Genomic DNA, 22,062 nt, shown 5'->3' on the forward strand with positions numbered 1-22,062 from the left:
ATGGCGCCTGCGCGTGTCGAACCGTTTCCAAAGGTGGTTGACGCGTAGTGAACGACACCCGCTTTTGGTGAATCTGCGAGGCTTTTCAAGGGACGGTTTTACGGGTCGCTGCGACGATCAGACGCGTCGATGCGCCTGTTCTGTTGATTGAAGCGAGGCCGCCCCACAACCGCTTCAGTGTTTGTTAGCCACCGCCATTCACCGTGACGCCCGTCGTCCGGGTCGCCAAGTCGAGCTGGACGTCACGCCGATCTCGAAGGGATCGGCGTCGATTTCACACCAGAAGGGTATGAAAATGTCAGGTATCGTCCTCTCGGCGTCGGTGCGCCAAAATCTGCTTTCGCTGCAATCGACAGCTCAACTCCTCGCCACCACGCAGAACAACCTCTCCACGGGCAAGAAGGTCAACTCGGCGCTCGACAATCCGACCAACTTCTTCACCGCCCAGGGTCTCGACAACCGCGCTTCCGACATCAACAATCTGCTCGACGGCATCGGCAATGGCGTGCAGGTGCTGCAGGCCGCCAACACCGGCATCACCTCCCTGCAGAAGCTCGTCGACAGCGCCAAGTCGATCGCCAACCAGGTTCTGCAGAGCGCGGTGGGTTACTCCACCAAGTCGAGCGTGACCTCGACGGCTCTGACCGGCGCGACCGCCACCGACCTGCTCGGCTCCAGCTCGACGGCTGTGACCGGCTCGGCCGTCAACAACGACAACACCTCGAGCGCGGTGGCGATCACCGGCTCGACCAAGCTGTCGGGCACGGCGGGCACTGCGTCGAACAACCTCGCCACCGGCATCACCTCGGGTGAGACGCTGGTCGTCAACGGCACCACCTTCACCTTCGTCACCGGCACGTCCTCGACGGGCACCAGCATCGGCATCGGCGACAGCGTCACCAACCTGCTGTCGGCGATCCAGACCCAGACCGGCGTCACTGCGTCGATCACCGCAGGTGCGATCACCCTGACGCCGCCGGCGGCGGGATTGACGCTCTCGGGCAGCAGCGGCACCCTGGCCAAGCTCGGGCTGACTGCCGTCGGCGACGGCCTGTCAGGACAGACGTTGACGGTCGGCGCCACAGGAGGAGGCACGGCGACCAGCATCACGTTCGGCCTGGGAACAGGACAGGTCAAGTCGCTGAACGATCTCAACGAGAAGCTCGCAGCCAACAACCTGCAAGCCTCGATCGACTCGTCGACCGGCAAGATCACCCTCACCACGACGAACGACGCGGCCTCGGCCACGATCGGCACGATCGGCGGCACGTCGGCAGCATCGAGCCAGGCCTTCAACGGTCTGACCGCGGCGGCTCCGGTGGCGGATACGACCGCCCAGACGCAACGGGCGAACCTGGTCTCGCAGTACAACAACGTGCTGACGCAGATCAACCTGACGGCGAGCGACGCATCGTTCAACGGCGTCAACCTGCTGAACGGCGACACGCTGAAGCTGACGTTCAACGAGAACGGCAAGTCGACGCTGTCGATCACCGGCGTGACCTTCAACTCGGCGGGTCTTGGGCTCACCACCCTGACCTCGGGCACCGACTTCCTCGACAACAACTCGGCGAACAAGGTGATCGGCGTGCTGACGACGGCGAGCTCCACGCTGCGCAACGAGGCCTCCACGCTGGGTTCGAACCTGTCGGTCGTGCAGGTCCGTCAGGACTTCAACAAGAACCTGATCAACGTGCTGCAGACCGGCTCGTCGAACCTGACCTTGGCCGCCACCAACGAGGAAGCGGCCAACAGCCAGGCGCTGTCGACCCGCCAGTCGATCGCGGTGTCCGCGCTGTCGCTCGCCAACCAGTCGCAGGCCAGCGTGCTGCAGCTGCTGCGCTGATCCGCAGGCATCGTCATATCGAGATCGAAGGCGGCGGGGGAAACCCCGCCGTTTTCGTGTCTGTGGAGCAGGCGTGCCGTTGCGTGTCTTGCGTCCATACGAAGAGCCCGGCTCCGCAGGCGCGGAACCGGGCTCTTCGTATGAGCGCTATCGCCGAGGTCAGGCGGCGGAGCTGACCGCCTTGCCGGCCTGCTCGGCCTGTTCAGCCTCGGCCTGCTCGAGCAGCTTCTTCTCGAAGGCGACCAGCTTCTTGGCTTCCTTCAGCGCCTGATAGAGATCGCCGTTGAGGATGTGGCCGTTGATGGCCTCGATGATGGGCCAGGCGCTCGGCACCGTCGTGATGATGTCGCGCAGCAGGTTGAAGTAGGTGCCGTGATCGGCATCCGCGCCGGGCGAGATGTACATCAGCTGGACGGCGAGATAGACGAGCTTGGCCGGTGTGTCGGCAGTCTCCGGCGTGAGGATGTCCTTTTCGCGCAGGATCGGGATGTTGTCGCCGTCGATCAGCAGCCGTGCCCGCTGGTCGGTGTTGGTGATCACGCACGAGCCGATGATGATGCGCTCATGCGGCTTCAGTTCGACTTTCAGGGCCATTCTCGTCCTCCGTTGCCGCGATCGGCGCGGTGCCGAATCTGCTTCGGCGAGGCCGGCACTCATGTGCTGCCAGTCTAAATCGCGCGAACAGTCTGCGCGCTCGATCGCTCGGCGCGCAGCGATCCTTTCCGAACATGGTTAATGATCGGTAAATGACCGGCGCGCTTGGTAAATGTTCGGTGTTTTCAATGTGATCGCCGGCGTGCTCCGCGAAGCTCGAGCGCCCGGGCGCGGTCCGAGGCTGCCCCCTGTGGCGGGTGGCTTCACCCTTTGTTAGCCAGTCCCATTTACCTTAACGCACGTCGCCCGGTTGCGAAGTCGATCCGGGCACAACCGATCCTGAAGGATCGGTCGTTTGTTTCACACCAGAAGGGTATGAAAATGTCAGGTATTGTTCTCTCGGCGTCGGTGCGTCAGAATCTGCTCTCGCTTCAGTCGACAGCTCAGCTCCTCGCCACCACCCAGAACAATCTCTCCACGGGCAAGAAGGTCAACTCGGCTCTCGACAATCCGACCAACTTCTTCACCGCCCAGGGTCTCGACAACCGCGCTTCCGACATCTCCAATCTGCTCGACGGCATCGGCAATGGCGTGCAGGTGCTGCAGGCCGCCAACACCGGCATCACCTCGCTGCAGAAGCTCGTCGACAGCGCCAAGTCGATCGCCAACCAGGTGCTGCAGAGCTCCGTGGGCTACTCCACCAAGTCCAGCGTGACCTCGACGGCTCTGACCGGCGCGACCGCCACCGACCTGCTCGGCTCCAGCTCGACGGCTGTGACCGGCTCGGTCGCGAACAACGACAACACCTCGAGCGCAGTGGCGATCACCGGCTCGACCAAGGTGTCGGGCACGGCGGGTACCGCGTCGAACAACCTCGCCACCGGCATCACCTCGGGTGAGACGCTGGTCGTCAACGGCACCACCTTCACCTTCGTGACCGGGACGTCCTCGACGGGCACCAGCATCGGCATCGGCGACAGCGTCACCAACCTGCTGTCGGCGATCCAGACCCAGACCGGCGTCACTGCGTCGATCACCGCAGGTGCGATCACCCTGACGCCGCCGGCGGCGGGATTGACGCTCTCGGGCAGCAGCGGCACCCTGGCCAAGCTCGGGCTGACTGCCGTCGGCGACGGCCTGTCAGGACAGACGTTGACGGTCGGCGCCACAGGAGGAGGCACGGCGACCAGCATTACGTTCGGCCTGGGGACAGGGCAGGTGAAATCGCTGAACGATCTGAATACGGCGCTTGCAGCCAACAACCTGCAGGCTTCGATCGATACGACCGGCAAGATCACGCTCACCACGACGAACGACGCGGCTTCGGCCACGATCGGCACGATCGGCGGCACGTCGGCAGCATCGAGCCAGGCCTTCAACGGTCTGACCGCGGCGGCTCCGGTGGCGGATACGACCGCCCAGACGCAGCGCTCGAGCCTGGTCTCGCAGTACAACAACGTGCTGGCGCAGATCAACACGACCGCGGCGGATGCCTCCTTCAACGGCGTCAACCTGCTGAACGGCGACACGCTGAAGCTGACGTTCAACGAGAACGGCAAGTCGACGCTGTCGATCACCGGCGTGACCTTCAACACCGGTGGTCTCGGCCTGTCGAACCTGACCTCGGGCACCGACTTCCTCGACAACAACTCGGCGAACAAGGTGATCACCTTGCTGAACTCGGCGAGCTCCACGCTGCGGTCCGAAGCCTCCACGTTGGGTTCGAACCTGTCGGTCGTGCAGATCCGTCAGGACTTCAACAAGAACCTGATCAACGTGCTGCAGACCGGCTCGTCGAACCTGACCTTGGCCGACACCAACGAGGAAGCGGCCAACAGCCAGGCGCTGTCGCCCCGCCAGTCGATCGCGGTGTCCGCGCTGTCGCTCGCCAACCAGTCGCAGGCCAGCGTGCTGCAGCTGCTGCGCTGATCCGCAGGCATCGTCATCTCGAGATCGAAGGCGGCGGGGGAAACCCCGCCGCTTTTTTTGCGCCTGGTTCGGTGCTGCCGTCCGTATCAATACTGGCTCCGAACGCGGGGCAGGGACCCGGGACGGAGCGTAACCAGACGTTAAGCAAGAAATTTAAAGCGCCATTAACCATGTTTTAAAAGTGGGTGGACTAGAACCTCCTGGTGAATAACTAGGAAGGTTTCACACACATGTCCGGTATCGTTCTCTCGGCTTCGGTTCGCCAAAACCTGCTGGCGCTGCAAAATACCGCATCGCTGCTGGCCACGACTCAAAACAACCTGGCCACCGGCAACAAGGTCAACACGGCGCTCGATAACCCCACCGAATTCTTCACTGCGCAATCGCTCAACAACCGTGCGAGCGACATTGCGAACCTGCTCGACAGCATCGGCAACGGCGTCCAGGTTCTGCAGGCAGCGAATACCGGTCTGACCTCGCTCCAGAAGCTGGTCGATAGCGCGAAGTCGATCGCGAGCCAGGTTCTTCAGGCGCCCACCGGCTATACCACCAAGTCGAGTGTGACCTCCGCAGTCATCCCGGGGGCGACCGCAAACAACCTGCTCGGCAGCTCCTCGAACAATTTCGTGGCCGGCAGCGTGGTCAACAACGACAATCTCAGCTCGGCCGTGGCGATCACCGGATCCACCAGGCTGTCGGGTACGGCGAGCTCCACCTCGAACGATCTGGCGAGCAGCGTCACCACCGGCGACACGCTGGTCGTCAACGGCGTGGTGTTCACCTTCGTGGCCGGGTCCGTCTCGGCAGGCACCAATATCGGCGTGGGCGACACCGTCAGCAACCTTCTCGCCGCGATCGATTCGGTGACCGGCGCAACCGCGACGCCATCCTCGGTGAGCGGCGGCCAGATTTCCATCGCCACAGGCACCGCGCAAGACCTGACGATATCGGGCACCGCCTTGGCCAAGCTCGGGCTGACAGCAGGCACGACGGCCCGAAATCCGCCGGCGTTGTCAGGGCAGACGCTGACCATCGCCTCGACAGGGGGCGGTGTCGCAACGAACATCACATTCGGCACAGGCGCCTCTCAGATATCGACTCTGGCCCAGCTCAACACCGCTCTTGCCGCGAACAATCTGCAGGCCAGCCTGAGCACGACCGGTCAGCTCACGATCCTCACCACGAACGAAGCGGCCTCGTCGACCATCGGCGCGGTCGCAGGCTCCTCGACCGCGGCAAGCCAGGCCTTCAACGGTGTGACCGCATCGACCCCGGTGGCGGACACGAACTCGCAGACGACGCGCGCCGGACTGATTGCTCAATACAACAACGTGCTGGCGCAGATCGACACCACCGCACAGGACGCATCGTTCAACGGCATCAACCTGCTGAACGGCGACACGTTGAAGCTGACTTTCAACGAGACCGGCAGGTCGACCCTGAACATCACGGGCGTGACGTTCAACAGCACCGGCCTCGGCCTGTCGGCGCTGGTGGTCGGAACCGACTTCCTCGACAGCAACTCGGCCAACAAGGTGTTGTCGACGTTGAACAGCGCATCGACGGCCATTCGCTCCGAAGCGTCGTCTCTCGGTTCGAACCTGTCGATCGTGCAGATCCGTCAGGACTTCAACAAGAACCTGATCAACGTGCTGCAGACCGGTTCGTCGAACCTGACGCTGGCCGACACCAACGAGGAGGCGGCCAACAGCCAGGCGCTGTCGACACGGCAGTCGATCGCTGTCTCCGCATTGGCGCTGGCCAATCAGTCGCAGGCGAGCGTTCTGCAGCTGCTCCGCTGAGCGCGACCGCACCGACATCTCCATCCAGCGAAGCGGCGGGCATGGCCCGCCGCTTCTTTTTTTGCGCCTCGGCCGCCGCGCTCACGCGCGGTTCGTCTGCTCCCCTGCGAAGCTTCGGTATGCGGCGCACGGTGTGCGCGCCGGCGGCGAACGACTCACGAATTTTTTCAAGCGATTTGAGCAATTGCGTTCGCACCAAATTAAGACGCCTCGCAGGTGCGGTTGTTTTCGACGTCTGGTGATATCGAGAAGCGAAATCCGCTAACAGCTGCTAACCATATTTTAAAGGCACGCAACGTACAAAACCTGAGCAGTTTGTTGGTGTCCCCGCGTCAGTCCGGAGTACTTGATGTCATATGCCGCTCAAGCCTATGCACGCACGTCGCAAACGACGGCATCACCACGGGAGATCGAAGCTCAAGCATTGTTGAAGGCTGCGCGGCAGTTGCAGGAAGTGCAGGCCAATTGGAGCGGCCCCGATCGCAACATGTACAAGGCGCTGCTCTTCAACCGTCGCCTCTGGACGATCTTCATGAGCGCGATGGAGATGGACGACAATCCGAACTCGCTCGATATCCGACAGAACATCGCCAATATCGGCGTGTTCGTCATGAAGCAGACGATCGAGATGCAGATGGATCCGGATCCGGCGAAGCTGAAGTCGCTGATCGACATCAACTGCCACATTGCGGCGGGGCTATCCGGACGCAGCTGACCTTCCGGACCGGACACCGGAAGGAAGCGCCTTGGCTGACGTCACCAGCATCTCGTCCATGTCCTAAACATCGAACGTTGGAGCGACGGGACGTATGAAGCCGTCGATCCGGCGCTCCATCAGCGCAGCTGGAGCAGGGCGCATCGGGCGAGACGGCCTCGACACCGCCAACGCCACGCAGAGCAACTGATCTTTCCAACGCTGATAACCGCCGCGGCGACCGGCCGGGACGGCTGGACGTCGATCGTCGGCGATGCGATCAGGCCGTGCGATCGGTGGGCACCACGCGCGGCACGTCTTCCTTCTGCAGATCCTTCTGCAGGTCGAGCGTGTTGAAGTAGGCGCGGCGGCGCAGCACGGCTTCATCCGGATATTGCGCCACGACCTGGTCGGTCCTGCGGTTCACCACCTGAAACACGAGCGCTGCGGCCGCTCGGTCGTAATAGGCCTGGTGCGAAACCGACAAGTCGTTCGCGGCCCTGAGCTGGACGTCGTTGCGCACGGGGGCGCCGGCCTCGGCCGCGGTCACGGTCTGGCTCGGAGGAAGGTCCGTCGGCACAGCGTTCACCACCGCCTGGCTCGACGGTTGAATGATCGGAACAGACGCTGGCGCGCCGACCGGTCTCACGCTGAAATCGGAACTCATGGCAGCCTCCTCATGGCCATCGAGTCAATTCCCAACCCATCCCGCTTGCAACTATGCCGATCACCAATCAACGTTATGTTAGGAAATAGGATGAACGGCGCGTTGTGATTGGCCGGGGCCTTTTAAGCTTGTTCGAACGTTAAACGGCGAGAGCCGCGCGACCCTTTCGGGCGGCGCGGCTCTGGAGAACCGATTCCTGTGCCAGGCTGGTGGCTCAGAGCGTCCGGCTGACGGCGAGCGGGGTCAGATGGCGGCTGCCCGGGGCGGCGCGGTGGCCACCCGCCGTATAGGTGCTCGGGATGTTCCTGCGCTGAACCTCGGCATTGACCCCCCGTACGATCTTCTCCGAGACCGCATGCGCCGTCGCCAGGACCGTCAGGTTGACCTGCAGCATCGCCCGGAACGTGTCGTGGTGGCGGTGCAGGCTGGCGAGCAGCTCCGGCGCAGTCTGCTTCATGAACGCCTGGCTGGCCTTGAGGCGGCCCACCGTCGTGACGTAGTGGCGCGAGAGCTCGGTCTTCCTCGGTCCGAACGCCATGCCCTCGCGCAGCTTGCCGGCGCGGACCAGCTCGGTCTCCTGCTCGATGACTGCAATCAGCTCGCTCATGACGCTGACCATCTCGTCAGCAAGCGCGCGCGCCTCCGCCGCGCTGGCGGCAGCCGTGTAGGTCGTTTTTCTCGCCTGGCCCTGTGCGGTCATCTCTTTACTCCTGTCGGCGTGGGGCGGTGCGGGCCCCCGCGATGTCTACGCTTACGGTTACGCTTTGCCGTTGCCGGCACTGCTGCTGGCAGTGCTACTCTTGGCCTGCTGCAGGATCAGAGTACGGAAGACGTCGGTGGAAATGCCGACGCCGCCGGCCTTGGCGAAGTTCTTCGAATATTCCTCGGTCAGCATCGAGCGCCAGACGCCGGTGCCGGGCGTGTTGCCGAACGGACCATCGCCCTTCACACCATTGGTCATCTGCGAGAACATCGAGTTCAGGAACATGGCCTCGAAATCGGTCGCGGTCGCCTTGGCCTTGGCCTGGGCCTTGGGAGACACCTTGGTGAGGGCCTCCGCGAGATCCAGATCGGTGCGCGGCGCGGCTGCGGCCGTCGCGTGGGGCGTGCTGAGCGGAACCCGGCCGGCGTAGGAGTCGACGAAGGACGTGGCCATTACATCACCTCGATGTCGGCTTCGATGGCGCCGGCGGCCTTGATCGCCTGCAGGATGCTGATCAGGTCGCGCGGGCCGATGCCGAGGCCGTTGAGGCCGTCGACCAGCTGCTGCAGCGACACGCCGTCCCGGACGATCGCGAACTTCTTGCCGTCCTCGGTGACGCCGACGCTGGTTCGCGGCGTGACCACGGTCCGCCCCCGCGACAGCGGGTTGGGCTGGCTGACCTGCGGGCTCTCCGAGATCGTGACCGTGAGGTTGCCCTGTGCGACGGCCACGGTGGCGACGCGGACATCGCGGCCCATGACGATGATGCCCGAGCGTTCGTCGATGACGATCTTCGCGGCCAGATCCGGATCGACCTGGAGCTGCTCGATCTCGGTCAGGAAGGCGACGACATTGCCCTTGAACTCCGATGGGACGCTCAACTGCACTGTCGACGGATCGATCGGCTCGGCGGTCTTGACGCCGAGGAAATCGTTGATGGCCGCCGCGATGCGCTTGGCGGTGGTGAAGTCGGCGTTGCGCAAGGCCAGCCGCACGTTCGGCAGCCGGTTCAGCGCGAACTCGATCTCGCGCTCGATGATGGCGCCGTTGGCGATGCGGCCGACCGTCGGCACGCCGCGCACGATCTTGGCGGCCTCGCCTTCGGCCTGGAAGCCAGAGATCGCGAGCGAGCCCTGCGCCACCGCATAGACGTTGCCGTCGGCGCCGAGCAGGGGGGTGACGAGCAGGGTGCCGCCCTGGAGGTTCTTGGCATCACCGAGCGCGGACACCGTGACGTCCATGCGCGTGCCTTGCGTCGCGAAGGGCGGCAGATTGCCGGTGACCATGACGGCGGCGACGTTGCCGGTGCGGATGGTGGCGCCGCGGATGTTGACGCCCATGCGCTCGAGCATCGCCTGCAGCGACTGCTTGGTGAACGGGATGTTGTTGAGCGTGTCGCCGGTGCCGTTCAGGCCGACCACGAGGCCGTAGCCGATCAGTTGGTTCTGGCGTACGCCTTCGATATTGGCGAGATCCTTGATCCGCGACGTCGCATGCGCGGGCATGACAATAGAGGCCAGCGCCAGCATGGCGGCGCAAGCGGCCTGAAACAGGCGCGTAAGTCGGACGCGTCGCATCCTATGCTCCCCTCGAACTCTGCAAGTGATCACTTGGCCACTCCCATGACCGCATGATCGGCATTAACTATGCGAGGGCCGTGCCAGGGTGATGCTCCCGGCTAACTCATTGAAAGAGTGTGAAATCGATCGCAGGCTTTGTTGCGAACCAGGGTTACTCCGGAGGAACGAAGCTGCCGCCCCGGCAGAATTTGCCGGGCCATTTACGCACCGTTAACCACGACGCGGCCAATCTCCGCTCCGACACGCAGAGCTTGCGGGGAGCCACCGATGCGCATCTATGGACCGAACGGCACGACGCTCACCACGTCGACCAGCTCCACGCGAAAGACCTCGTCCGGCGGCTTCAAGCTCCCCGACGTCGGCACCACGCAGGAGACGCGCGCGACGCTGGCGCCGAAGCAGACCGCCAACATCGACGCGCTGCTGGCGCTGCAGGGCATCGAGGAGGATCCGGCCGAACGCCGCAAGCGCTCGGTCCAGCGCGGCAAGCGCGCGTTGGACGTGCTCGACGATCTCAAGCTCTCGCTGCTGTCCGGCAAGCTCGACACCGCGATGGCGCTGCGGCTGCGCGATGCGGCGGCCGACCTGAAGCAGACGTCCGGCGAGCCGGGACTGGATGCGATCCTGTCCGAGATCGAGCTGCGGGTCGAGGTCGAGCTCGCCAAGGCGGGGCAGGGCTGAGCCGGATCGGGCGCTCAGGCGGCCTTCGAGGGCGCCTGCGCATCATAGCGCCGCTGCGCGGCGGTGACGTCCTTCAGATGCCGCTCCGCCCAGTCACGGAGCGGATCGACCGCCGCGGCGAGCGTCAGCCCCAGTGGCGTGATCGAATATTCGACCGTGACCGGCACGGTGGCGATCGCGCGCCGCCGCACCAGACCGTCGCGCTCCAGGCTCTTCAACACCTGCGAGAGCATCTTCTGCGAGATGCCTTCAATGGCGCGGCGCAACTGATTGAAGCGCAAGGGCTCGTTGCGCAGCAGGATCAGGATCAGCACGGCCCATTTGTCGCCGACACGATCGAGGATTTTTCGCGTTGGACACTCGGCCGAATAGACGTTCGGGGCTCGCATCGGTTACTCCGGCGTGACCTGGTGATCTCAAAGTGCGCTCTTAACACCAGCATTCGTTCCGCTATCTAGTCACTATCGGATACCAAGCGGGTCTCGTCCAGAGGCCCGATCCGAGCCAATGATCGCAAACGATGGAGTTGCAGCATGAAGATCGCCGTTGCCGGCGCGTCCGGCCGTGCCGGGTCGCGCATTACCGCCGAGCTGGCCAATCGCGGCCATCAGGTCACCGGCATTGCCCGGCATCCGGACAAGATCGAGAAGCACGCCAACGTCACCGCCGTGCGGGGTGATGCCAACGACCGCGCCGCGCTGGCGAAGCTCTGGGCTGGCCACGAGGTCGCGATCAGCTCGATCCATTTTTCGGCGAGTGACGTCGAGGCGCTGATCGGGGCGGCGAAAGATTCCGGCGTATCTCGTTACCTCGTTGTCGGCGGCGCCGGCTCGCTCGAGGTCGCGCCGGGCGTGCGGCTGGTGACGACGCCGGGCTTTCCGGCCGCCTACAAGGCCGAAGCGGAGAAGGGCGCCGCGTTCCTGGACCGGCTCCGCCAGGAGAAGGAGCTCGACTGGACCTTCCTGTCGCCCTCGGCCATGATCGATTTCGGCGCCAGGACGGGCAAGTTCCGGCTCGGAACGGACCAGCTGCTGGTCGATCCCGACGGTAAGAGCTTCATCACCTTCGAGGACTTCGCGGTCGCAATGGCCGACGAAATCGAGCGTCCGGCGCACCGCCGGGCCCGTTTCACGGTCGGTTATTGAGGCAGTCCTTTGGCGCCCCGCCGTCCGGTCGCGATTTTGGCTGGACAACGGCCGGATGGCGGGGCGCCCGTGTCGATGGAAATATTGTCTGTCACAAGAGGCCGCTATATAACGCGGCCGCGAACGGGCGTATTCCGTCCGCCGGTGCCGAAACCGGCGCCAGCACGTACAGATGGGCTGACCTTGGAAAAGTTGAAGAACTACAAACCTTCCGAAAAAGAGCCTTTCATGAACGAACGCCAGCGCGAGTACTTTCGCGCCAAGCTGCTGGCATGGAAGGAGGAGATCCTGCGCGAATCGAAGCTCACCCTGCAGGCTCTGCAGGAGGAGAACGTGAACCATCCCGACCTCGCCGACCGGGCGTCGTCGGAGACCGACCGGGCGATCGAGCTTCGCGCCCGTGACCGCCAGCGCAAGCTGATCTCCAAGATCGACGCGGCGCTCCAGCGCATCGAAGACAACACCTATGGCTATTGCGAGGAGACCGGTGAGCCGATTTCGCTGAAGCGGCTCGAGGCCCGTCCGATCGCGACGCTATCGGTGGAGGCGCAGGAACGCCACGAGAAACGCGAGAAGGTGTATCGCGACGAGTAGGTCGCGATGCTGACATGATCAGCCTTGCGGCCGCCTGCCGGGTGCGGCCGCAGGCCCGAACGACGGCTGAGTTCGCGCCTCCCCGCGGCGCGAAGGTCACTGCATTCTCGCGTTGTTATCTCCCTCGCGCGGACCGGTTTATCGGGACACGCCAGGAACCTTTTGGCCCTCACGGAATTGGAGTGGGTTCCGTCTTGGAACACGCCGTGGGGGATCATGCGCGCGCAGGAATCAATGCCGACGGGCTCGCTCGGTGGTGTGCTTGTCACGCTGCAGCGCTCGTATGGCGTTCTCAGCATCAAGGGACGCCTGCTTCTGCTCGCAGGGATCCTGTTCCTGCCCTGCGTCGGGCTGATCGCCTATGTCATCGTCTCGATGGCGCAGTCCGCGGATGCCTCGATCCGGCGGGGCCTGTCTTACGCAGCCCAGACGATCTCCGGAGCTGTCGACGCCGAGCTTCGGCGCTACATCGCGCTGGCGGAGGTGCTGGCAAAGTCACCCGATCTCGCCGCAGACGATCTCGGCCAGTTCGAGTCGGAGGCGCGCCGAGTCGGGCTGGTTAGCGGCGATGCCTGGATCATCGTCTCCGACCCCAGCGGCCGGCTGCTGCTCAACACCCTGGCAGCGCCCGGCAAGCCGCTCGGCGAGCGCACCCCGCAGGGCCAGCGCTCGCAGGATCTTGCGTTCAAGCTGGGGCGACCGCAGGTCTCCGACATCTTCACCGGCCCCAATTCCGGCGAATGGGTGGCGACGGTCGATATCCCCGTCTTCAAGGACGGCATGCCGTTCCGCTGTTTGTCGATCGCGATGCCCGCCGCCAACTACACACGGCTGCTCGCCCAGCAGCAACTGCCGGCCGACTGGCTGGTCGGCATCATGGATGGCAGCGGCCGGTACATCTCGCGCATCCCGAAGAACGCGACCTCGACGGGGCAGCCCGCGTCGGCCGGCTGGCGGGCGAGCGCCAAGGTCGCCGGCATTGCGGAGTTTCCCTCGATCGAAGGCGATCGCGTCATCAACGCCAATGCGCATCCTCAGCTGAGCGACTGGACCGTCGGCGTCGGCATCAAGCAGGGCGTGTTCGCCCAGGCGATCTCCTCGACGGTCCAGACCGCCACGATCGCGGCCACGACGATCTGCGCGCTGGCGCTGCTGCTTGCGGCCGGCATCGGCCGCAGCATTGCCCGGCCACTCGACAGCATCGCAGTCAAGAGCTCCACGCCCGGCGCGGCCGCTCCGTCCGATCCTCCGGAGGTGCGGGCGCTGAATGCACGACTTGCCGCCGCCGCCCGGGCTCAGGCCGAGAGCGCGCGCATCATCCAGGACAATTTCAGGCTGCTCGCCAAGGCCAGGGACGACTCCTCGCGCACCGCAGAGCAGCTCAAGCTCGCGGCCAAATACGGGCGGCTCGGGACGTTCTCCTGGGACGGCAACTCGAACACCAGCCAATGGTCCGATGAGATCGAGGAGCTCTATGGGTTGCAGCCCGGCACCTTCCCAGGGACCTATGACGCCTGGCTGGCGCTGGTGCATCCCGAGGATCAGGCCCGCGCCGACCGGGACAACAAGCAGGCGCTGATCACCGGCGAGCTCCATTCGGAATGGCGGGTACCGCTGCCGGACGGCTCGGTCCGCTGGATCGAGGCGCGGGCGCGCCTGTTGCGCGGCGAGGGCGACAGCGACCCTCAGATGATCGGCGTCAATATCGACGTGACTGCCGCCAAGGAAGCGGACCGCAAGCGCGAGTTGCTGGTCCATGAGCTCGCCCATCGCGTGAAGAACAGCCTCGCAGTGGTACAGTCGCTGGCCCACCAGCTGCTGCCGCGGCACGATGTCAAGGTTCGCGACTTCACATCACGGCTGCACGCGCTGGCCACGGTTCACACCAGCCTCTCGGAGAACGACTGGCAGGGTGCCGATCTCGCTTCGCTGGTCACCAGCCAGGTGGCGCCGTTCGCCAGCGCGCCCGATCAACTCTTGCTCGGCGGTCCAGATATCCTGGTCCCGGTCGAGTTGACCACCCAGCTCGCGCTCGTCATCCACGAGATGGCCTGCAATGCCAGCAAGTACGGCGCGCTGACGACACCGGGCGGTCGCGTCGAGGTCTCCTGGTCGCTCGGGCCCGACGCGTTGCACGTCCGCTGGCAGGAAAGCGGCGGTCCGCCGGCGCGCGAGCCTCCTGTGGTCGGCTTCGGCAGCCGCCTGTTGACCCGCACCGTGAGGCATCTGCAGCGTACCTTTTCCGAAGGTGGCCTGATCTGTCAGTTCGAGCTGCCGTGGCTCGAGACGCGCAGTCCGGGAGCCGACGCAACCCTCAGCGAAGCGAAGTAGCCGCGCGCCGGCCGGTTTGCCTCCCCGACCCGCAGTTGCGTGACGTCGAACCGCTGCTCGGACAGCGCCGTGCCGCTTCCCGCGAAACGGTATGGCAGCTGCTCGGCTGGAATCCACGACCGAATGATGAGATCATCGTCGCGACGGCCGGGAGCCTGCTGGACGCGGAACCGGTGCGGGCGTAAGGCGCGCTTGAAGCGCCGTCGGAATGGCCCGACGGCAGCTCCGTACGGGATGCGAGCCGCTGCGGCATCGCAGCGGAGAGCGTCAGAAGCGACGAAGTAACAGGCGGTTAACCATAATATTTGAGAGGCCGCTTCGAGCGGCTTGCAGCGGGAGTTGAACGACCATGGGAGCAGACGAGGTCCTTGCCGCCGCGCAACTGATCGTGGGCGCCCGCCGCGAGAGGACGCCACTGGCGCCTCTGCCGGCTCATCTTCAGCCGAAGGATGAAGCGGCCGGTTATGAGATCCAGCATGAGGTTCACTGGCTGCTCGCCGAGCATGCCGGCGATTTCGTCGGCTACAAGATCGGCTGCACCAGCAAGGTGATGCAGGATTACATTGGCATTCCGCATCCTTGCGCGGGCGGCGTGTTTGCGGGCGGCGTGCACGCCTCGGGCGCCGCGCTGCGCGCGGCCGATTTCGTTCGCGTCGGCGTCGAGTGCGAGATCGCGGTGCGGCTCGCGAAGGACCTGCTGCCGCTGGACGCGCCGTTCACCATCGCCCATGTCGGCGACGCGATCGGCGACTGCCACGCGGCAATCGAGATCGTCGACGACCGTTACGTGCAATGGGAGACCATGGGCGCCCCGACCCTGGTGGCGGACGATTTCTTTGCCGCAGGGTGCGTGCTGGGGCCTGCCGTCCCGCGCGATGCCGCCGGGGACCTTGCCGCGGTGCAGGGCCGCGCCTTCGTGAACGGCGCCTTGGCCGGGGAGGGCACCGGCGCCGACGTGCTCGGCCATCCGCTGCATGCCCTTGCCTGGCTCGCCAACCACCTCGCATCCCGCGGCGACGGGCTCGAGGCCGGGCAGCTGGTGCTGACCGGCAGCCTGGTCAAGACGGTCTGGCTCAAGCCGGGTGACCGGGTGCGGATGGAGCTGGATGGGCTGGGCGTCGTCGAGACGGGGATCGTGTGATCTCGTCCTCGAAAACGTGAAGCCTCGCCGATGGTCAGTTGGCAAGCTTGCCGGCCGGTGCGATTGATCATTTGATCCGGGTCTTGCGATCGAACCAGCGCCATGAGCAGGAGTCGTCCGCCGCCCGGGGAGGAGCCATCGTCAAGCGTTGTTGACGTTGTGCGATACGGTGCGATCCCAGACGCCGGATGGAGGCCAATCCGCGCGGTCTGAAGGTGGTTCGGCCCAGATCTGGCCCGAGCGGTGATTTCCCAGTTTGGACGGCAGGGTGCTCCCCTGGACCCGCGGCGGGCGACGTCCGACCGGCGCGATGACCGGTGGGACGTCGGATCCGTGGGCAAGGCCGGACCGATCTCAGGCGTTCAGTCCATTTCTCATCGCATCCGCGAACTGTCTCAGGGTGTAGGCACTGGGGATCTCGTCGGCCTTCCAGAGAAAACCGCCGGCCAGCGGGTGACGCTTGCTCCAATACGCAAACTTCTCACGTGCCTTCTCAGGTGTCTCCGCGCCGTAATTGATGCCGACCCCGGGAAAGACGAAGCTCTCCGCGTGGAAGCCGGGCGCCATCTTCCGTTCGATGGCATCGACCCAATCCTGGGGGTTGTTGCCTCCCCCGCCAGAGTAGCACTGCAGGTTGAATTCCGCGACGATCTGAGGATCCCGTTCGTGAACCTCCTGCAGGCTATCGCACCAGAAACTCGGATCGGTGTAGGTGCAGAAAGTGACCTGGTAGCCGAGCACACCCAGCATGCGGCTGAATGCGACAGTCGTTGGCGTGTCGTAGAGGCTCTCATTATCGAGATCGATGCCGTCGACTGCAGGCATTGCGGCCTTGAGAGCGCGGAAGTTTTCGTAGAGCGGGGTGCCGGGTCCTGTCTGTGGCTCGCCGGGGCCGTCGGCCCAGATCAAGTTCTGAATGTTGCTGAAAGTGCCCTCACCCCAGAGCGAGAACAGAATTCGTCTGACCGAAGATGTCGGGCCCTTGAGCGCGTGAAGGCGTTCGGCCCATTTGAGGTCGCCAACATACTTGCCGCCTTTGACGACCGTTCCCTCGTTGAAGATGCTGCCGTCGGCTTCGACGTGAAACGCCCAGGCGATCACCGTGTTGAAGTTCGACGACATGAGCGGCTCGATCCCTCCCGACGACTGATAGAACGGGCCGGGAACGTAGATCGCCAGCGTCTTGTACGCGTTCTTGAGGATGCCGTTGTCGTTCCAGAGATCCGCAGCCGGCACGTGGGTCAGATCGAAGGTGGCATCGATGTAGCTGCCATCGATCTTTTCGGCCTGGCAGGCCAACGTCACGTGAATATCCTTGCAGGTGAGCTTGTAGCTTCCTGCTGGAATGAAGCCTGTCGGAGGGGCGCTCTCGGGGGCCGGCTTGAGGACCCCGTTCTCATTGAGAAGCTGAACGTCTTCAGCGTTTGTCAGATCGAAGCTCGCCGGGACCCAATCGTCTCCGGCTGACCAGGCCTGGCAGGTCAGCTTCACGGTGATCTGGAAACATGAGCGAACGTAACTCCCGTTCGGAACAAAACTGCCCATTGTCTTCACCATTCGTTTGAGAACAAAAATTGCGTGCATGAAAAGCAGGCGGCTCGGTTCGGGAAAGGCCGTGAATGTGAACGGCTGCTTTCGCGACGCCAGAAGTGTTCAGGGCCAGAGCTGATGATCGCGTTTCGAACGGTCGAGCAACTCAACTATTGAATGACTCAATTGCGAGCGACATCGGCTCGAAACGAACACGGCCTCCGGCAGGGGAGCTACCGGAGGCCGCGTATACATCACCCGCCGCGCCTAGGTTCGCATTGGGCAATGTGGGAGCTCGTTTCCGGAGAGAGGCGGCGGCTGCGGGCCCCGTGATCTCGGGGCGTGATCTCGCGCTCGGCCAATCCTCGTCCGACCCTCCTGAGGTCAGGAGGGATTCTTGTCGCGTTTCGTCGTCCTCGTTGTCGGTTGCCGACTTGCTCGCCGGCGGCCTGGTTGAGCGACCGGGCGGGTCTCCGCCCGGTGCGTCGTGGTGTTCGCCTTAGAACGGCAGCAGGATGTCCATGACCTGCTGGCCGTAGCGCGGCTGCTGGACGTCGGTGATCTGGCCGCGGCCACCATAGGAGATGCGGGCCTGGGCGATCTTGGTGGAGTCGATCGTGTTGTCGCTCTGGATATCCTCCGGACGCACGATGCCGGCGACGATCAGCTCTCGGATCTCGTAGTTGACCCGGATCTCCTGCTTGCCCTCGACGACCAGATTGCCGTTCGGCAGCACCTGGGTCACGACCGCAGCGACGCTGGTGGTCAAGGATTCCGAGCGCTGAATGGTGCCCTTGCCGTCGGATGACGAGGTGCCGTCGGCGGTCAGGATGCGGCCGGGCAGCACCTTCTGCGCCTGGGCGCCGAGCGTCTGCGAGCCGATGAAGTCGGTGATCCCCGAATCTTCCTTGTTGGTGCGGCTGCGCTGGGTCTCGTTGGCGAAGTTGGCCTTGTCGGAGATGCTGACGGTAACGGTCAGGAGGTCGCCGACCTGGTGGGCGCGCTGGTCCTTGAAGAAGGCGCGCGAGCCATTGCGCCACAGCGAGTTCGGCGCATAGGACACCGCCTCCGGCTTCGGCATCGGCATCTGCACCGGCTTGTAGCCGGGCTGCGTGGTCGGATTGTCGATCTCGGTCAGCTTCGGCCGCTCGCCAATCTGGCTGAGCCGATCGATCGAGGAGCAGCCGCCCGCGACCGACAGCACCGCGAAGGACACCGAGATCAGCGCGACCCGCCGCAGACCCGAAACACCCTGACCATCGAACTTGAACTTGGACATGAAACTTACTCGGCTTTCGGGGTGGCGGAGGAGGGCAGGCGGCTGGCGACGGAGACCGGCGCCGGAATCTCGGCTTCGGAGGTCTGCAGAGGTTTGGCGACGGCGATGTCGACGGAGACCTGGCCGCGGCCCGAGACACGGCCGGTCACGGTGCGCTTGGACTGCAGGTTGAGCACGCTGACGACGTCGCCCTCGGTGCCGGATTCCAGCGCCTTGCCGCGCGTGGTGAGATAGATGCCGGCGGTCTGATAGATCAGCGTGACGGCCTGGTCGCGCTGCACGAGGTCCGGCTTGGCGAGATCGGTGGCCTTCAGCGGCTGGCCGGCGCGGACCGGTCGGCGCATCTGCATGCCCACCGCCAGCTCGCGCGAGGCGGGCTCGGCGCCGCCGAGGTCGGCGCGCGGCCGCCGCTCGGTCTGCAGGTCGCCGGATCGGATCATCTCGTTGCGATCCATGTTGCGGGTCAGCACCACCGCCTCGACAGTCTCGATCGCCGTGCCCGTGTAGCGCAGCTTGGTCGGGCTCGTTCCGTTGGCATGGCCGAGCTCGAAGCTGATGTCGAAGCGGCCGCTGCGCGGATCGAAGCGGACATTGGTCGGCGCCAGCGTGCCCGATGTGGACGCGTCGAATTTGAGGTCCTGCACCGGCTGGTCGAAGCTGACGTTGAGGCTTGCGGCGTCGCCGAGCCCGTTGCGGTGGTCGAGCGCCTGGGCCACCGCGGCGCTGATCTCCTTGGCATCGATGGCGCGGGCGAGCCGCGTCACCGCGACCTCCTTGATGTCGCGGACATCGACGCCGATGACCTGGTGGCTGCGCAGCGCCGCGACCACCTGTGCAGCCGGCAGCACGCCGGTGGTGCCGAGATCGGGCGCGCGGTAGACGGCGACGTTGGCGGCGACGCCGGCGTTTTCGATCAGGTCGCCGACGCGCACGATCTCGCCGGTGACGTTGACGGCCGCGCGCAGCACGGGCGCCTTGATCTGGTCGTCGGCCTCGCCGGCGAAGGCCGACAGCGCGGTCGAGGCGAGCAGGGCGGCAGCAAGCAGGAAGGGACGGGTGCGGGTCATCGTCGTGATCTCCCCTCAGGCCTCAGCGGAACAGCGCGGTCGTGGACTGCATCATCTGGTCGGCGGCGGAGATGACCTTGGCGTTCATCTCATAGGCGCGCTGGGCGGCGATCAGCTCGCTCATCTCGCTGACGACGTCGACGTTGGCCTGCTCGAGGCTGCCCTGGGTGATGCTGCCGTAGCCTTCCTGGTTGGCGACGCCATCCTGCGGCGCGCCGGAGGAGGGCGTGTCGGTGAACTGGTTGTTGCCGACCGGCTGCAGGCCGGCCTTGTTGATGAAGCGGGTGACCTGGATCTGGCCGATGATGTTCGAGGTGGTCGAGCCCGGCAGCGTCACCGAGACCTGGCCCTGGGCGTTGACCGTGATGCCCGAGGCGTTGTTCGGGATCGTGATGGTCGGCTGCACCGGGTTGCCCTGGGCGGTGACGATGCGGCCCTGGTTGTCCATCTGGAAGGTGCCGTCGCGGGTGTACTGATAGGTGCCGTCCGGCATCAGGACCTTGAAGAAGCCTTCGCCCGAGATCGCGAGGTCGAGATCGTTGCCGGTCTGCGACAGCGTGCCTTGCGTCATGGAGCGCGGCGTGCCGACGGTCTTGACGCCGCCGCCGATGTCGATGCCGACCGGCAGGATCGTGCCCTGGTCCGAGGACTGCGCGCCGACCCGGCGCATGTGCTCGTAGATCAGGTCCTGGAATGCCGCCGTCTGCTTCTTGAAGCCGGTCGTGCGGAGGTTGGCGATGTTGTTGGAGATCACCTGAACGTTGAGTTCCTGTGCCGCCATTCCGGTCGCAGCGGTATGAAGCGCCTGCATGTCACGTCTCCTTCAAAGTCTGTCGTGGTCAGGCCGGAACGTCGGCGAGTTTCTCGATCGCGTTCTTGCGCAGGTCGCTCTGGACCTGGAGCATGTTGGCGACCTGGGTGTAGGCACGCATCACTTCGACCATCTTGCTCATCTCGCCGACCGCGCTCACGTTCGACTTCTCGATGTAGCCCTGCTGCACGGTGGACTTGATGTCCTGCTGCGGGATGGCGCCGCCGACGGCGGCGTAGAGGTTGTTGCCCTGCTTCTGCGCCTGTTGCGGGTCGGCGAAGTTGACGAGGCGCAGCTTGCCGCGGATCGAGTCGGTGCGGTTGACGCCCTCGACCACCGTCACGGTGCCGTCGGGCGAGATGTTGATGTCGTGGTCGGTCGGCTGGAACACGATCGGACCGCCGGTGCCGAGCACCAGGTCACCTGCGGCCGTGACGAGCTGGCCGAGATTGTTCATGTGCAGGTTGCCGTCGCGGGTGTAGCGCTCGCCGGCTGCAGTCTGCACCGTCAGGAAGCCGTCTCCCGTGACGGCGACGTCGAGCGCATTGCCGGTGCGCTGCATCGAGCCCTGCGAGAAGTCGCGATAGGTGCCGCGGTCCTGGACGTAGGCGACCTTGCGGGCGGCGCCCGGAAAATTGTCTTCATGCGCGCCGGAGGAGAGATACTCCTCGAACAGCTGCTGATCGGCCTTGAAGCCGTTGGTGTTGACGTTGGCAACGTTGTTGGCAACGACGTCGAGTTGCCGCTCCAGCACCATCTGCCGCGACAATCCGATGAGAAGCGCATTCTCCACCGGTCGATCTCCCCTCTTAACGAATCCCGCAGCCGATGCCTCTCCCAAGGCGGTCTGAAGCGGGTCTTCTGTGAACCGTTCGGCTCTCCCAAGCCGGCGGGTTCGCAAGGGGTACAGCGAAAGCCGTGCCAACTCGAAAACGATATATATATCAACGAGTTGAATTTATGGCCGGGTCCGAAACACCCGGCAATAACGTCTCGCTAACCATATTTGCCCGGCAAGATTTTCCCACCTCCCCAACAAAAGAAAGCTTCCGTTAACCATTGTTACCGTAGCGTTGCCTCAACGAAGCGCAGATGCGCTGGGAGCGTTAGTTTCGCGTCATCAAGCTTTCTGGCGGCATCGGTTCGACTGTCCTAGAGGATCCGAAGGCCATGGCTGAGAATGAAGGCGGAGCAGGCGAAGGCGAGGAGCAACTCGGCTCGCCGAAGAGCAAGCTCAAGCTGATCATCATGGTCGTCGGTGCGTTGGCGCTGCTCGGAGTCGGCGGCGCGGCCTATTTCTTTTTCTTCAGCCACAAGGCCGACGAGCATCACGCCGAGGCGGCGCCGCCGCCGAAGCCGCCGGCCTTCGTCGAGGTGCCCGACCTGCTGGTCAACTTGGTCGGCAATCCCGGTGACCGCGTCCAATATCTGAAAGTGAAGATCGTGCTCGAGGTGAAGGAAGAGAAGCAGATCGAGGCGATCAAGCCGACCCTGCCGCGCGTCACCGACATCTTCCAGACCTATTTGCGCGAGCTCCGGCCGAGCGACCTCAACGGCTCGGCGGGCCTGTTCCGGCTCAAGGAGGAGCTCACCAAGCGGGTCAACGTCGCGCTGGCGCCCAACCAGGTCAACGCGGTGTTGTTCAAGGAAATCGTGGTCCAGTAAGGC

The 22,062-nt window shown here is 64.5% G+C and carries 22 protein-coding genes; 11 read left to right on the forward strand and 11 right to left on the reverse strand.

Annotated elements, in window-relative coordinates; genetic code table 11:
* The first annotated feature begins 295 nt into the window (after positions 1–295).
* Complete coding sequence (locus HL666_RS17320; RefSeq protein ID WP_172182612.1) at positions 296–1,846, forward strand: flagellin N-terminal helical domain-containing protein; 1,551 nt, start codon at positions 296–298, stop codon at positions 1,844–1,846.
* Between the two features lie 159 nt (positions 1,847–2,005).
* Here the strand turns inward: HL666_RS17320 and flbT are convergent, their stop codons facing one another.
* The gene (gene flbT, locus HL666_RS17325) at positions 2,006–2,440 is read right to left on the reverse strand and encodes a flagellar biosynthesis repressor FlbT (protein ID WP_172115623.1); all 435 of its coding nucleotides are present in this window, start codon (positions 2,438–2,440) and stop codon (positions 2,006–2,008) included.
* Positions 2,441–2,821: 381 nt separating this feature from the next.
* On the opposite strand from flbT, the gene HL666_RS17330 reads away from it, so the two are divergent.
* The 3 genes from HL666_RS17330 to flaF all read left to right on the forward strand — a co-directional run bounded on the left by HL666_RS17330 (position 2,822) and on the right by flaF (position 6,886).
* Positions 2,822–4,369, forward strand: a complete 1,548-nt coding sequence (locus tag HL666_RS17330) for a flagellin N-terminal helical domain-containing protein (protein WP_172182614.1) — start codon at positions 2,822–2,824, stop codon at positions 4,367–4,369.
* A gap of 230 nt (positions 4,370–4,599) precedes the next feature.
* A complete protein-coding gene (locus HL666_RS17335; RefSeq protein WP_172114421.1) occupies positions 4,600–6,171 on the forward strand; it encodes a DUF1522 domain-containing protein in 1,572 nt (523 codons plus the stop codon).
* Positions 6,172–6,520: 349 nt separating this feature from the next.
* A complete protein-coding gene (gene flaF, locus HL666_RS17340; protein ID WP_172114420.1) occupies positions 6,521–6,886 on the forward strand; it encodes a flagellar biosynthesis regulator FlaF in 366 nt (121 codons plus the stop codon).
* Positions 6,887–7,145: 259 nt separating this feature from the next.
* On the opposite strand, the gene HL666_RS17345 is transcribed toward flaF, so the two are convergent.
* The 4 genes from HL666_RS17345 to HL666_RS17360 form a co-directional block, all read right to left on the reverse strand.
* A complete protein-coding gene (locus tag HL666_RS17345) occupies positions 7,146–7,532 on the reverse strand; it encodes a hypothetical protein (RefSeq protein WP_172114419.1) in 387 nt (128 codons plus the stop codon).
* 214 nt (positions 7,533–7,746) lie between these two features.
* On the reverse strand, positions 7,747–8,232 hold the full coding sequence (locus HL666_RS17350) for a hypothetical protein (RefSeq protein WP_172114418.1): 486 nt from the start codon (positions 8,230–8,232) through the stop codon (positions 7,747–7,749).
* Positions 8,233–8,289: 57 nt separating this feature from the next.
* Positions 8,290–8,688, reverse strand: a complete 399-nt coding sequence (flgJ, locus tag HL666_RS17355) for a flagellar assembly peptidoglycan hydrolase FlgJ (RefSeq protein WP_172114417.1) — start codon at positions 8,686–8,688, stop codon at positions 8,290–8,292.
* Positions 8,688–9,812 carry a flagellar basal body P-ring protein FlgI gene (locus HL666_RS17360; protein WP_172134694.1) on the reverse strand — a complete coding sequence of 375 codons (1,125 nt, stop codon included), beginning with the start codon at positions 9,810–9,812 and terminating at the stop codon, positions 8,688–8,690. The genes flgJ and HL666_RS17360 overlap by 1 nt, the downstream gene beginning before the upstream one ends.
* A gap of 270 nt (positions 9,813–10,082) precedes the next feature.
* Between HL666_RS17360 and HL666_RS17365 the strand changes: the two genes are divergently transcribed.
* Positions 10,083–10,496, forward strand: coding sequence for a flagellar assembly protein FliX (locus HL666_RS17365; protein WP_172114415.1), 414 nt, complete (start codon positions 10,083–10,085; stop codon positions 10,494–10,496).
* Between the two features lie 14 nt (positions 10,497–10,510).
* Here the strand turns inward: HL666_RS17365 and HL666_RS17370 are convergent, their stop codons facing one another.
* Entirely contained in the window at positions 10,511–10,885 is a 375-nt protein-coding gene (locus tag HL666_RS17370; RefSeq protein ID WP_172114414.1) for a winged helix-turn-helix transcriptional regulator, read from the reverse strand.
* A gap of 144 nt (positions 10,886–11,029) precedes the next feature.
* Here HL666_RS17370 and HL666_RS17375 point away from each other — a divergent pair, with 144 nt between their 5' ends.
* From HL666_RS17375 to HL666_RS17395, 5 genes are all read left to right on the forward strand, one after another.
* On the forward strand, positions 11,030–11,641 hold the full coding sequence (locus tag HL666_RS17375) for an NAD(P)-dependent oxidoreductase (RefSeq protein WP_172182616.1): 612 nt from the start codon (positions 11,030–11,032) through the stop codon (positions 11,639–11,641).
* Between the two features lie 228 nt (positions 11,642–11,869).
* Positions 11,870–12,235, forward strand: a complete 366-nt coding sequence (dksA, locus tag HL666_RS17380; protein WP_172114412.1) for an RNA polymerase-binding protein DksA — start codon at positions 11,870–11,872, stop codon at positions 12,233–12,235.
* A gap of 234 nt (positions 12,236–12,469) precedes the next feature.
* On the forward strand, positions 12,470–14,566 hold the full coding sequence (locus HL666_RS17385) for a sensor histidine kinase (protein ID WP_172114411.1): 2,097 nt from the start codon (positions 12,470–12,472) through the stop codon (positions 14,564–14,566).
* A gap of 35 nt (positions 14,567–14,601) precedes the next feature.
* Positions 14,602–14,751, forward strand: a complete 150-nt coding sequence (locus tag HL666_RS17390; protein WP_246739350.1) for a hypothetical protein — start codon at positions 14,602–14,604, stop codon at positions 14,749–14,751.
* Between the two features lie 164 nt (positions 14,752–14,915).
* Positions 14,916–15,707: a 2-keto-4-pentenoate hydratase gene (locus HL666_RS17395; RefSeq protein ID WP_172182628.1), complete on the forward strand. Its 792-nt coding sequence runs from the start codon at positions 14,916–14,918 to the stop codon at positions 15,705–15,707.
* A 354-nt stretch (positions 15,708–16,061) separates the two neighbouring features.
* Here the strand turns inward: HL666_RS17395 and HL666_RS17400 are convergent, their stop codons facing one another.
* From HL666_RS17400 to flgF, 5 genes are all read right to left on the reverse strand, one after another.
* A complete protein-coding gene (locus HL666_RS17400) occupies positions 16,062–17,252 on the reverse strand; it encodes a hypothetical protein (protein ID WP_172114409.1) in 1,191 nt (396 codons plus the stop codon).
* Positions 17,253–17,736: 484 nt separating this feature from the next.
* Positions 17,737–18,516, reverse strand: coding sequence for a flagellar basal body L-ring protein FlgH (gene flgH / locus HL666_RS17405; protein ID WP_172114408.1), 780 nt, complete (start codon positions 18,514–18,516; stop codon positions 17,737–17,739).
* A 5-nt stretch (positions 18,517–18,521) separates the two neighbouring features.
* Positions 18,522–19,583: a flagellar basal body P-ring formation chaperone FlgA gene (flgA, locus tag HL666_RS17410; protein WP_172182630.1), complete on the reverse strand. Its 1,062-nt coding sequence runs from the start codon at positions 19,581–19,583 to the stop codon at positions 18,522–18,524.
* A 22-nt stretch (positions 19,584–19,605) separates the two neighbouring features.
* Positions 19,606–20,394, reverse strand: coding sequence for a flagellar basal-body rod protein FlgG (gene flgG, locus HL666_RS17415; RefSeq protein ID WP_172114406.1), 789 nt, complete (start codon positions 20,392–20,394; stop codon positions 19,606–19,608).
* A gap of 28 nt (positions 20,395–20,422) precedes the next feature.
* Positions 20,423–21,187, reverse strand: coding sequence for a flagellar basal-body rod protein FlgF (gene flgF, locus HL666_RS17420; protein ID WP_172114405.1), 765 nt, complete (start codon positions 21,185–21,187; stop codon positions 20,423–20,425).
* Positions 21,188–21,564: 377 nt separating this feature from the next.
* Here flgF and fliL point away from each other — a divergent pair, with 377 nt between their 5' ends.
* Positions 21,565–22,059 (forward strand): flagellar basal body-associated protein FliL, encoded by a 495-nt coding sequence (fliL, locus tag HL666_RS17425; protein WP_172114404.1) that lies wholly within the window; start codon positions 21,565–21,567, stop codon positions 22,057–22,059.
* Positions 22,060–22,062: the final 3 nt, after the last annotated feature.

This window comes from Bradyrhizobium aeschynomenes (assembly GCF_013178945.1).
GTDB lineage: Bacteria > Pseudomonadota > Alphaproteobacteria > Rhizobiales > Xanthobacteraceae > Bradyrhizobium > Bradyrhizobium aeschynomenes.

What these genes read in the sequence shown, in the direction of transcription:
- flgA (WP_172182630.1), bottom strand. Translation starts at nt 19,583, where the DNA reads ATGACCCGCACCCGTCCCTTCCTGCTTGCTGCCGCCCTGCTCGCCTCG.
- HL666_RS17350 (WP_172114418.1), bottom strand. Translation starts at nt 8,232, where the DNA reads ATGACCGCACAGGGCCAGGCGAGAAAAACGACCTACACGGCTGCCGCC.
- HL666_RS17375 (WP_172182616.1), top strand. Translation starts at nt 11,030, where the DNA reads ATGAAGATCGCCGTTGCCGGCGCGTCCGGCCGTGCCGGGTCGCGCATT.
- flgJ (WP_172114417.1), bottom strand. Translation starts at nt 8,688, where the DNA reads ATGGCCACGTCCTTCGTCGACTCCTACGCCGGCCGGGTTCCGCTCAGC.
- HL666_RS17345 (WP_172114419.1), bottom strand. Translation starts at nt 7,532, where the DNA reads ATGAGTTCCGATTTCAGCGTGAGACCGGTCGGCGCGCCAGCGTCTGTT.
- flbT (WP_172115623.1), bottom strand. Translation starts at nt 2,440, where the DNA reads ATGGCCCTGAAAGTCGAACTGAAGCCGCATGAGCGCATCATCATCGGC.
- flgG (WP_172114406.1), bottom strand. Translation starts at nt 20,394, where the DNA reads ATGCAGGCGCTTCATACCGCTGCGACCGGAATGGCGGCACAGGAACTC.
- HL666_RS17370 (WP_172114414.1), bottom strand. Translation starts at nt 10,885, where the DNA reads ATGCGAGCCCCGAACGTCTATTCGGCCGAGTGTCCAACGCGAAAAATC.
- dksA (WP_172114412.1), top strand. Translation starts at nt 11,870, where the DNA reads ATGAACGAACGCCAGCGCGAGTACTTTCGCGCCAAGCTGCTGGCATGG.
- flgH (WP_172114408.1), bottom strand. Translation starts at nt 18,516, where the DNA reads ATGTCCAAGTTCAAGTTCGATGGTCAGGGTGTTTCGGGTCTGCGGCGG.
- HL666_RS17335 (WP_172114421.1), top strand. Translation starts at nt 4,600, where the DNA reads ATGTCCGGTATCGTTCTCTCGGCTTCGGTTCGCCAAAACCTGCTGGCG.
- HL666_RS17320 (WP_172182612.1), top strand. Translation starts at nt 296, where the DNA reads ATGTCAGGTATCGTCCTCTCGGCGTCGGTGCGCCAAAATCTGCTTTCG.
- HL666_RS17400 (WP_172114409.1), bottom strand. Translation starts at nt 17,252, where the DNA reads ATGGGCAGTTTTGTTCCGAACGGGAGTTACGTTCGCTCATGTTTCCAG.
- HL666_RS17365 (WP_172114415.1), top strand. Translation starts at nt 10,083, where the DNA reads ATGCGCATCTATGGACCGAACGGCACGACGCTCACCACGTCGACCAGC.
- HL666_RS17395 (WP_172182628.1), top strand. Translation starts at nt 14,916, where the DNA reads ATGGGAGCAGACGAGGTCCTTGCCGCCGCGCAACTGATCGTGGGCGCC.
- flaF (WP_172114420.1), top strand. Translation starts at nt 6,521, where the DNA reads ATGTCATATGCCGCTCAAGCCTATGCACGCACGTCGCAAACGACGGCA.
- HL666_RS17360 (WP_172134694.1), bottom strand. Translation starts at nt 9,812, where the DNA reads ATGCGACGCGTCCGACTTACGCGCCTGTTTCAGGCCGCTTGCGCCGCC.
- fliL (WP_172114404.1), top strand. Translation starts at nt 21,565, where the DNA reads ATGGCTGAGAATGAAGGCGGAGCAGGCGAAGGCGAGGAGCAACTCGGC.
- HL666_RS17385 (WP_172114411.1), top strand. Translation starts at nt 12,470, where the DNA reads ATGCCGACGGGCTCGCTCGGTGGTGTGCTTGTCACGCTGCAGCGCTCG.
- HL666_RS17330 (WP_172182614.1), top strand. Translation starts at nt 2,822, where the DNA reads ATGTCAGGTATTGTTCTCTCGGCGTCGGTGCGTCAGAATCTGCTCTCG.